The 9,767-nt window shown below is 69.4% G+C and carries 10 protein-coding genes; all 10 read left to right on the top strand.

Annotated features, from left to right (window positions below; translation table 11 throughout):
* Positions 1-1,467: CTP synthase (locus B4E30_RS03070; RefSeq protein WP_286793436.1), on the top strand; the 1,467-nt coding region annotated here is incomplete at its 5' end.
* Positions 1,460-2,041: an NUDIX domain-containing protein gene (locus tag B4E30_RS03065; protein WP_286717673.1), complete on the top strand. Its 582-nt coding sequence runs from the start codon at positions 1,460-1,462 to the stop codon at positions 2,039-2,041. The genes B4E30_RS03070 and B4E30_RS03065, both read left to right, overlap by 8 nt.
* A 1-nt stretch (position 2,042) precedes the next feature.
* Positions 2,043-2,966 (top strand): site-specific tyrosine recombinase XerD, encoded by a 924-nt coding sequence (gene xerD, locus B4E30_RS03060; protein WP_071043717.1) that lies wholly within the window; start codon positions 2,043-2,045, stop codon positions 2,964-2,966.
* Between the two features lie 53 nt (positions 2,967-3,019).
* Entirely contained in the window at positions 3,020-3,925 is a 906-nt protein-coding gene (locus B4E30_RS03055) for a ParA family protein (protein WP_228480764.1), read from the top strand.
* A complete protein-coding gene (locus B4E30_RS03050) occupies positions 3,909-4,766 on the top strand; it encodes a segregation and condensation protein A (RefSeq protein ID WP_286793435.1) in 858 nt (285 codons plus the stop codon). Before B4E30_RS03055 ends, B4E30_RS03050 begins: the two co-directional genes overlap by 17 nt.
* Complete coding sequence (gene scpB, locus B4E30_RS03045) at positions 4,756-5,361, top strand: SMC-Scp complex subunit ScpB (protein WP_286793434.1); 606 nt, start codon at positions 4,756-4,758, stop codon at positions 5,359-5,361. The genes B4E30_RS03050 and scpB overlap by 11 nt, the downstream gene beginning before the upstream one ends.
* On the top strand, positions 5,358-6,134 hold the full coding sequence (locus B4E30_RS03040) for a pseudouridine synthase (protein ID WP_286793433.1): 777 nt from the start codon (positions 5,358-5,360) through the stop codon (positions 6,132-6,134). The genes scpB and B4E30_RS03040 overlap by 4 nt, the downstream gene beginning before the upstream one ends.
* Positions 6,131-7,267 (top strand): prephenate dehydrogenase, encoded by a 1,137-nt coding sequence (locus tag B4E30_RS03035; RefSeq protein WP_194383340.1) that lies wholly within the window; start codon positions 6,131-6,133, stop codon positions 7,265-7,267. Before B4E30_RS03040 ends, B4E30_RS03035 begins: the two co-directional genes overlap by 4 nt.
* Positions 7,260-7,994, top strand: a complete 735-nt coding sequence (gene cmk / locus B4E30_RS03030) for a (d)CMP kinase (protein WP_194383339.1) — start codon at positions 7,260-7,262, stop codon at positions 7,992-7,994. Before B4E30_RS03035 ends, cmk begins: the two co-directional genes overlap by 8 nt.
* Positions 7,994-9,520, top strand: a complete 1,527-nt coding sequence (der, locus tag B4E30_RS03025; protein ID WP_286793432.1) for a ribosome biogenesis GTPase Der — start codon at positions 7,994-7,996, stop codon at positions 9,518-9,520. The genes cmk and der overlap by 1 nt, the downstream gene beginning before the upstream one ends.
* Positions 9,521-9,767: the final 247 nt, after the last annotated feature.

The raw sequence follows: 9,767 nt of genomic DNA, 5'->3' as shown, positions 1-9,767 counted from the left end.
GACGGTGCCGAGACCGATCTCGACATCGGTCACTACGAGCGCTTCCTCGACATCGAGCTCAGCCAGGCCGCCAACGTCACGACCGGTCAGGTCTACTCGCAGGTGATCGCGCGCGAGCGGCGAGGCGAGTACCTCGGCGACACGGTGCAGGTGATCCCGCACATCAGCGACGAGATCAAACGCCGGATGCGTCTGCAGGCCGACGAGACGCCGAAGCCCGACGTCATCATCACCGAGATCGGCGGCACCGTCGGCGACATCGAGTCGCAGCCGTTCATCGAGTCGGCCCGGCAGATCCGTCATGAGCTCGGACGAGGCAACGTGTTCTTCGTCCACGTCTCCCTCGTGCCGTTCATGGGTGCGTCGGGGGAGCAGAAGACGAAGCCGACGCAGCACTCGGTCGCCGCGCTCCGGTCGATCGGCATCCAGCCCGATGCGCTCGTGCTGCGCAGCGACCGGCCCGTCACCGAGTCCAATAAGCGCAAGATCGCCCTCATGTGCGACGTCGACGAGGACGCGGTGGTCAACGCCGTCGACGTGCCGAGCATCTACGACATCCCGTCGATGCTCCACGACCAGCACCTCGACTCCTACATCGTGCGCGCGCTCGGTCTCGAGCGCGCCACCGACGTGGACTGGTCTCGATGGGCACGAGTGCTCCAGGCGGTGCACAATCCGAAGCACGAGGTGACGATCGGCCTCGTCGGCAAGTACATCGATCTGCCCGACGCCTACCTGTCGGTCACGGAGGCGGTCAAGGCCGGCGGGTTCGCCCACGAGACGCATGTGAACATCACCTGGATCCCGTCCGATCTGTGCGAGACGCCCGACGGCGCTGCGAAGGCGCTCGGCGGCCTCGACGGCATCATCGTCCCCGGGGGCTTCGGCATCCGCGGCATCGAGGGGAAACTCGGCGCGCTGAGATTCGCCCGGGAGCAGGGAATCCCCACGCTGGGCATCTGCCTCGGCTTGCAGTGCATGGTCATCGAGTACGCGCGGAACGTCGCCGGCATCGACGGGGCCTCGTCGAGCGAATTCGATCCCGGCACGCCGGCTCCGGTCATCGCGACCATGGCCGAACAGGTCGACATCATCGATCGCGGCGATCTCGGCGGCACCATGCGCCTGGGGCTGTATCCCGCCGACCTCGGCGAGGGGTCTCTGGCCGCGGAGGTCTACGGCGCCGCACGGATCGAAGAGCGGCATCGTCACCGGTACGAGGTCAACAACGCCTACCGCGACGCGATCGCCACCGCCGGGCTGCGCTTCTCGGGCCTGTCGCCCGATCGCAACCTCGTCGAGTTCGTGGAGCTGCCACGGGACGTGCATCCGTACTACATCGCCACGCAGGCGCATCCGGAGCTCCGCTCGCGCCCGACCGACCCGCATCCGCTGTTCCGTGGGCTCATCGGAGCAGCCCTGGAGCGCCACCGTTCGAGCGAGCTGTTCGATGTCGACGATGAGTGAGTCATTGAGCGACGAGCGCGTCGAGGTCGAGATCGTCGACACGGAGCTCGTGTACGAGGGTCGTGTGTGGGATGTGCGCAGCGACACCTTCCGCTACGGCGAGGGCGAGATCGTGCGTCAGTACGTCGATCACCCCGGCGCCGCCGCGGTCGTCGCGGTCGACGACGAGGGCCGGGTGCTGCTCATCCAGCAGTACCGCCATCCGATCCGTCGACGCGACTGGGAGATCCCGGCGGGGCTGCTCGATGTCGAGGGCGAGGAGCCGCTCGAGACGGCGCGACGCGAACTCGCCGAAGAGGTCGACCTCGAGGCGGAGCGCTGGGAGAGTCTCGTCAGCATCTTCACCACCCCGGGAGGCAACGACGAGGTCGTGCACCTCTTCCTCGCGCGGGGCCTGCGCTCCGTCGGAACGCCGCACGACCGTGAGGACGAGGAGGCCGACATCCGTCAGGAGTGGATGCCTCTCGGTCAGGCCGTCGAGGGCGTGCTCGCCGGCCGATTCCGCAACGGGATCCTGGCTGTCGGCGTGCTCGCGGCGTCTCACCGGCTGCACGAGGCCGTGGCGAAGGGCTGACGTGCACGTCGATCGTGCCGTCGACGCGTATCTGCGCCACGTCACGGTGGAACGGGGGCTGTCGGAGCACACCCTTGGTGCCTATCGGCGCGACCTGGCGGTGTACGCCGCGTGGCTGAACGACCAGGGGATCACCGATACGTCCGGCATCGTCTCCGAGACGGTCTCGGCGTTCATCGCCGAGCGGGCCGCCCAGGATCCGCCACCGGCATCGAGTTCGCTCGCACGCCTGCAGTCCTCCGTACGGGGCTGGCATCGATTCCTGGTGCGCGAAGAGATCGAGCGTTCCGACCCCGCGGCCCGGCTGCGCCCGCCCCGAATGCCTCGACGCCTTCCGAAAGCCCTCCGGATCGATCAGGTCGAGGCTCTCCTGGATGCCTCCGGTCCCTCGCCGGCGGCCGCAGCCCCCGGCGATGAGGTCGGCCTGCGCGACCGTGCGCTCCTGGAGCTGCTGTACGCGACGGGTGCGCGCGTGTCGGAGATCGTGCAGCTCGACGTCGACGACATGGCGCACGGAGACATCGTCCGGGTGCGAGGCAAGGGCGCGAAGGAGCGCATCGTCCCGGTCGGGTCTTACGCGCAGGCAGCCGTCGAGGCCTATCTGACCCGGGCACGTCCGGAACTGTCGCGGCGCGGTCGTGCGACGCCTCGTCTGTTCCTCGGCGCACGCGGCGCACCCCTGTCGCGGCAGAGCGCGTGGCTGGTGCTGCAGCAGGCGGCCGAGCGCGCATCGCTCACCGCCCATGTGTCCCCCCACACGCTTCGCCACTCGTTCGCCACCCACCTGCTTCAGGGCGGGGCGGACGTCCGCGTCGTGCAGGAGCTGCTCGGTCATGCGTCGGTGGCGACGACCCAGATCTACACGCACGTGAGCGTCGACGCGCTGCGCGACGTGTACGTCACGTCGCATCCTCGCGCGCGCTGACCCGCGGGTCAGCCGGGCCTGGCGCCGGGGGATGACTAGAATCGGTGCACGTTATGGCGAAGGCAGGAGAGTCGGTGGCGGCAACCAAACGCGGCGAGACGAAGGCGTCCGGTGACGAGACGGTCCTCGGTCCGACCGGACGGCCCTATCGCGGATTCGCCACTCCGCCCGCGCTCGACGGGCACGGGCCCGCGCGCATCGTGTCGCTCTGCAACCAGAAGGGCGGCGTCGGCAAGACCACGACGACCATCAACCTCGCCGCGGCGCTGGCCGGATACGGCCGCAAGGTGCTCGCCGTCGACTTCGATCCGCAGGGCGCCCTGTCGGCCGGCCTCGGCATCCAGACGCACGACATCCCGACGATCTACGACCTGCTGTTGAACACCAAGCGCGACCCGCACGAGGTGATCGTGCCGAGCCGCGTCGACGGCCTCGACATCATCCCGGCCAACATCGATCTCTCGGCCGCGGAAGTCCACCTCGTCAACGAAGTGGCGCGCGAGCAGATCCTCGCCCAGGTGCTGCGAAAGGTCTCGAAGGACTACGACGTCATCCTCGTCGACTGTCAGCCCTCCCTCGGCCTGCTCACCGTGAACGCGCTCACCGCGAGCCACGGCGTGATCATCCCGCTGGAGTGCGAGTTCTTCGCGCTGCGCGGTGTCGCGCTGCTCATCGAGACGATCGACAAGGTGCGCGACCGCCTGAATCCCACCATCACCCTCGACGGCGTCCTGGCGACGATGTACGACCCGCGCACCCTGCACTCGCGCGAGGTGCTGGAGCGCGTCGTCGAGGCCTTCGGCGACGATGTGCTCGAGACGGTGATCGGCCGCACGGTGAAGTTCCCGGACGCCTCGGTCTCGGGCATGCCGATCACGGAATTCGCGCCCGAGCACTCGGCCGCCCAGGCGTACCTGCGCCTGGCTCGAGAGCTGGTCGACCGTGGCGCCGTCGCCTGAGGATCCCGAGGACACCGCCGCGGAATCGGACGATTCCCCGCTCGTCGCGGCGGACGATGCCGGTGTCGGCTTCCGGGTATCGCTGGGCGTGTTCGACGGTCCCTTCGACCTGCTGCTGCAGCTCATCTCGAAGCACGAACTCGACATCACCGAGGTCTCCCTGAGCCGAGTGACCGACGAGTTCATCGCGTATCTGAGAGACCTCGGGCCCGACGAGCTCGACGAGGCTTCGGAGTTCCTCGTCGTCGCGGCCACCCTCCTGGACATGAAGGTCGCGGGACTCCTGCCGCAGGGCGAACTGGTCGACGCCGAGGCTGTCGCGCTGCTCGAGGCGCGAGACCTGCTCTTCGCACGCCTGCTGCAGTACCGGGCCTTCAAGGAGGTGTCCGCCTGGTTCGAGCGGTTCCTGCGCCGCGAGGACCGGCGTCACACCCGCTCGGTGAAACTCGAGGACAAGCACCGTTCGGCCGTGCCCGAGCTGGTGTGGACGCTCAGTGCCGACGACTTCGCGGCGATCGCGATGATGGCGTTCGCGCCCAAGGAGATTCCGCTGGTCGGCCTGGACCACCTGCACGCGCCGCTCGTCAGCATCCGGGAACAGGCGGCCGTCGTGGTCACGCTGCTTCGGGATGCCGGAACCCTCAGCTTCCGTGATCTCGTGTCGGGTATCACCCAGACGGGCATCATCGTCGCTCGATTCCTGTCGGTGCTCGAGCTGCACCGTCACGCGGCACTCTCCTTCGAGCAGCTCGAGCCGCTCGGGGAGCTCACCCTGCGCTGGACGGCACCGCGCTGGTCCGACGAGAACCTCGCCACTCTGGGAGCCGACTATGACCGATGAAACGAACGCGATCGAGCCGCCGACCCGCCCGCAGGACACCGGCTCGGTCGTCCGGCGGCTGGAGGCCATCCTGCTGGTCGTCGACGAGCCGCAGAGCCTCGTGAGCCTGGCGACGGCCGTGGGGAGCCCCGTCCCTGCCGTGCGTCAAGCGGTCGAGGCTCTCGTCGCCGACTACGACGGCGAGTCCGGCGGTCCCCGCCGCGGCTTCGAGCTGCGCGAGGTGGGTGGCGGGTGGCGACTGTACGTGCGTGAAGAGCATGATGACGTCGTGCAGGAGTTCGTCAGCGGACAGGCGCCGTCCCGGCTGTCGCAGGCGGCGCTGGAGACGCTCGCTGTGATCGCCTACAAGCAGCCGATCACGCGCGGGCAGATCGCGTCCATCCGAGCGGTGAACGTCGACTCCGTCGTGCGCACCCTCCTCGCCCGCGGCCTCATCACCGAGTTGTTCGCCGACCCGGATACCGGCGCCGTGAACTACGGCACGACCGATGCGCTGCTGGTGAACCTGGGCATCAATTCCCTCGACGAGCTTCCGCCGATCTCGCCGCTGCTCGACGACGGCTCGACCGGATTCGACGCGGAGGTGATCCGATGAGCGCCGCGGGACCCGAAGGTGTGCGGCTGCAGAAGGTGCTCGCGCAGGCGGGTGTGGCGTCGCGCCGTGTGGCCGAAGAGATGATCGTCGCCGGCCGGGTGCGCGTGAACGGGGCCGTCGTCACCGAACTCGGCACCCGCATCGCCCCCGAGACCGATCTCGTCGATGTCGACGGCACGGCCGTGCAGTTGGATGCCACGAAGCGCTATGTGATGCTCAACAAACCGCGAGGAGTCGTCAGTTCCCTGCGCGACGACCGGGGGCGCCCCGATCTGCGCCGCTACACCGAGCGCTTCGAGGAGCGCCTGTTCAATGTCGGCCGCCTCGACGCCGATACGAGTGGCCTGCTCGTGCTCACCAACGACGGTGAGCTGTCCCACGTGCTCGCGCACCCGTCCTTCGGCGTCACCAAGGTCTACATCGCCAAGGTGGCCGGGCGGGTGAGCGCGCAGACGGTCGCCGCCCTGCTTCGCGGCATCGACCTGGACGACGGCCCGATCGCGGCCGACAAGGCGCGCATCCTCTCGACGAGTGCCGCGGGCGACGGATCCCTCGTGCAGCTCACCCTGCACTCCGGTCGCAACCGCATCGTGCGTCGGATGATGGACGCCGTCGGGCACCCCGTCGAGGATCTGGTGCGTCGCCAGTTCGGACCGCTCCACCTGGGCACGCTCCCAGCCGGCAAGACCCGGGAATTGACTACAGTGGAGCGCGGCGCGCTGCTGACTCTCTCTCGCGGCGGCCCATCCACCCCCTCTCCGGAGAATCCGTGACCGACGCCTTCGATCAGCCACGCGCCGGCGGCAGCGACCGCCTGTCGGCGCGCTCGTCGGGGACCGTGCGCGTCGTCGGGGCGGGACTGCTCGGCGCGAGCATCGGGCACGCGCTCGTCGCCCTCGGCGTCGACGTCGTGCTCGCCGACACGTCGCCGGCGCAGCTTCGTCTGGCGATCGACTACGGCGCCGGCCGTGCCGCCCGCAAGACCGACGATCCGTCGCTGGTGGTCGTCTCCGTGCCGCCGGATGTCACCGCCGACGTCGTCGCCGCCGAGCTCGCCCGTTTCCCGGACGCCGTGGTCACCGACGTCGCCAGCGTGAAGCTCGAGCCGCTCAGGGCGCTGCGCGAGCGCGGCGTCGACCTCACGCGCTACATCGGGTCGCATCCGCTGGCGGGCCGTGAGCGCGGGGGAGCGATCTCCGCACGTGCGGACATCTTCATCGGCCGTCCCTGGGTCGTCTGCCGTGATCGCGAGACCCGCGCAGCCGACCTCGCGGTCGTCGAGGGCCTCATCCTCGACCTCGGAGCCACGCCCATCGAGATGTCGCCCGAGGAGCACGACCACTCCGTCGCCCTGGTCTCCCACGTGCCGCAGCTGGTCGCCAGCCTGCTCGCGGGCCGGTTCGTCGAGGCCCCGGAGGGGTCGCTGCGCCTGGCCGGGCAGGGCGTGCGCGACACCACCCGAATCGCGGCGTCCGCCCCCGAACTGTGGGTCCAGATCCTCGGCGCCAATGCGGCGCCGGTCGTCGACGTTCTCGACGAGCTCGCCGCGGACCTCACGCAGGTGGCGGATGCGCTCCGCGACCCCGAAGCCACCGGCGCCCGCCGCGCCGTGGCCGATGCCATCCGGCGCGGCAACGACGGCGTCGAGCGCCTCCCCGGAAAACATGGCCAGAACCGTCGTTTCGAGAGCGTCGTCGTCATGGTCGACGACCGTGCCGGGCAGCTCGGCCGGCTGTTCGGCGACCTCGGCGACCTCGACGTGAACGTCGAGGACCTGCGCCTGGAACACTCCCCGGGCGCGCAGTTCGGTCTCGCCGAGATCAGCGTCGCCCCGGGCGTCGTGCATCGCTGCGTCGACGGACTGCAGGCGCGCGGCTGGAAGATAGCGAGTACAACCCATGACTGATCTGTCCACGCCCGCGGGGGCCACACCACCCGCACCCACGCCGCCGTCTGCCGAGACCTCACCCGTGACCATCGTCGCGGTCGACGGTCCCGCCGGCAGCGGCAAGTCGAGCGTGTCGAAGGAGGTCGCCCGCCGGCTCGGCTTCGGCTACCTCGACACCGGAGCGGCATATCGTGCGCTCGCATGGCACGCCGTCGAGCGCGGCGTCGACACCTCCGATTCCGCCGCCGTCCTCGATGCGACCGGCGACTTCGAGTACGCCATCTCGCTCGACCCCGACCGGTACTGGGTGCGTGTCGGCGACGTCGACGTGACCGATGCGATCAGACAGACCCGGGTGACGGAGGCCGTCAGCGGCGTTGCCCGCGTGCCGGCCGTGCGCCAGTCCGTCAACGCCATGTTCCGCGCCATGGTCGCCGGATCCGGCCGCGCTGGCGTCGTCGTCGAAGGGCGTGACATCACCACGGTCGTGGCCCCGGATGCGCCGGTGCGCATCCTGCTGACCGCCGCCCCCGAGGTGCGCGCCGCGCGCCGCAGCGCCGAGCTCACCGGCGACGACACCACGGCTGTCGCAGACGCGCTGCGTCGTCGCGACTCCGCCGATTCGAAGGTCGTCGACTTCCTCACCGCCGCAGAAGGCGTGACGGTTGTCGACTCGACCGAGCTCGACTTCGAGCAGACCGTCGACGCCGTGCTCGGCGTCATCGCCGAGGGAGGGGTGCGCTGATGGCCGCCGACGAGGAATACACCGCCGGCCCCGACGATCTCGAGGCCACGCTCGCCGACATGGACGATGAGCTCGCCGACCAGCGGGCGACCGCGCTGCGCGCGTCGTTGCAGGACTACGATCTCGACGACGAGGACGCCGCGCTGCTGGATGGTGCCGTGGTGGGCGAGGACGGCATCGAGTATCTGCCGGCGCTGCCCGTCGTGGCGATCGTCGGGCGCCCGAACGTCGGCAAGTCGGCGCTCGTGAACCGCATCCTCGGCCGTCGTGAGGCCGTGGTCGAGGACACCCCCGGTGTCACGCGCGACCGAGTCACGTACAAGGCCGAGTGGCTCGACCGTCGCTTCTCCCTCGTGGACACCGGCGGGTGGGAGCCGGATGCCCGTGGCATCGACGCGTCCGTCGCCGCGCAGGCCGAGGTGGCGATCGATCTGTCCGACGTGGTGCTGTTCGTCGTCGACGCGATGGTGGGGGCGACCTCCACCGACGAGCACGTCGTCAAGCTCCTCCGCAAGAGCGGCAAGCCGGTGTTCCTCGTCGCCAACAAGATCGACGACGCCCGGCAGGAGCCCGAGGCGGCAGCGCTGTGGAACCTGGGTCTCGGTCAGCCGCACCCGGTCTCGGCGATCCACGGTCGCGGGGTCGCCGACCTCCTCGACGAGATCATGAAGGTGCTCCCGACCGTCTCGGCCGTGGCATCCGCCGAGATCGGCGGACCGCGCCGGGTCGCGATCCTCGGCCGCCCGAACGTCGGAAAGTCATCGCTGCTGAACAAGGCGGCCGGTGAAGAGCGGGTCGTCGTGAACGAGCTCGCGGGCACCACCCGCGACCCGGTGGACGAGATCGTCGAGCTGGGCGGCAAGATGTGGCGCCTGGTCGACACGGCCGGCATCCGCAGGCGTGTGCACCTGTCGCAGGGCGCCGACTTCTACGCATCGCTGCGCACGTCGGCGGCGCTCGAGAAGGCGGAGGTTGCGGTCGTCGTGATCGACGTGACCCAGCCGATCAGCGTGCAGGACCTGAACATCATCGACCTCGTGCTCGAATCGGGCCGGGCGCTCGTGATCGCCTACAACAAGTGGGATCGCCTGAACGACGACGACATGGACGCGCAGGACCGGCGGCGGTTCCTCGAACGGGAGATCGAGCGCGACCTCGCGCACGTCGCCTGGGCGCCTCGCGTGAACATCTCCGCGAAGACCGGCCGTCACCTCGACAAGCTCGTGCCCGCGCTGGAGACCGCCCTCATGTCGTGGGATCAGCGCATCCCGACCGGCAAGTTCAATGCGTTCCTCTCGGAGCTCGTGGCCGAGCATCCCCACCCGCTGCGTGGCGGCAAGCAGCCCCGCATTCTCTTCGGCACGCAGGCAGCGAGCCGACCGCCCACATTCGTGCTGTTCACCACGGGCTTCCTCGACCCGGGCTATCGCCGGTTCATCCAGCGGCGCCTGCGCGAGATCTACGGCTTCGAGGGTTCGCCGATCGTGCTGAACATGCGCATCCGGGAACGCCGCCAGCGGTCCTGACCCCTCCCCGCCTGAGGCGAGGCGCTTCTCCCCAGCCATGTCCCACTTTCTGTCGGTGTGGGCCGGCAGAACAGCAGATATTGGGACATACCTTCCGGCGGGCGGCATCCATGTCCCACTTTCTGTCGGTGTGGGCCGGCAGAACAGCAGATATTGGGACATGCCTTCCTGCGGGTGGTGGCGCCCATGTCCCACTTTCTGTCGTTGTGAGGGCTGATAGCGACGGAAAAGGGGACATGCAGCAAGG

The organism is Microbacterium sp. UBA3394 (assembly GCF_002358725.1).
In the GTDB taxonomy this organism is placed as follows: domain Bacteria; phylum Actinomycetota; class Actinomycetes; order Actinomycetales; family Microbacteriaceae; genus Microbacterium; species Microbacterium luteum.
This window is presented reverse-complemented; position numbering and strand designations above follow the sequence as displayed.